Annotated in this window: 1 pseudogene; it reads left to right on the top strand. The window is 43.7% G+C overall.

Features of this window, described 5'->3' with window-relative positions:
• Nucleotides 1-382, top strand: a pseudogene (locus AB4486_RS27655) (addiction module toxin RelE); the annotation flags it as partial.

Here is a 382-nt window from a genome sequence, read left to right on the forward strand (position 1 = left end):
TTAAAAGAGTCACCAGACTGGCTAGCGGTTGATCAAACCTTGTTTCAATTTGGCCGCCAGAGAAATAAGGCTGTTGAGAAATACAAGCAATTCGTTTTCGAGGGGGTTGGTAAGCCACTATGGACAGGATTAAAGCAGCAGGTGTACCTAGGCAGTGATGAGTTTGTGAACAGTCATCTTCCTAATTTGAATTTAGCAGAGGGAGATATCAAAGAGGTTCCGGCAAAACAGCGACGTGCTAAACCTCTTTCGCTAAAGGAGTACCAAGACTCAGCGCCTAGTAGAAATGATGCCATTATTGCTGCATTTAATAGCGGTGGCTATACGCAAAAGCAAATAGGGAATCACTTCGACTTACATTATTCACGAGTCAGCCGTATAG

The sequence above is a fragment of the Vibrio sp. 10N.222.55.C6 genome, assembly GCF_041473395.1.
Taxonomy (GTDB): Bacteria; Pseudomonadota; Gammaproteobacteria; order Enterobacterales; family Vibrionaceae; genus Vibrio; species Vibrio crassostreae_C.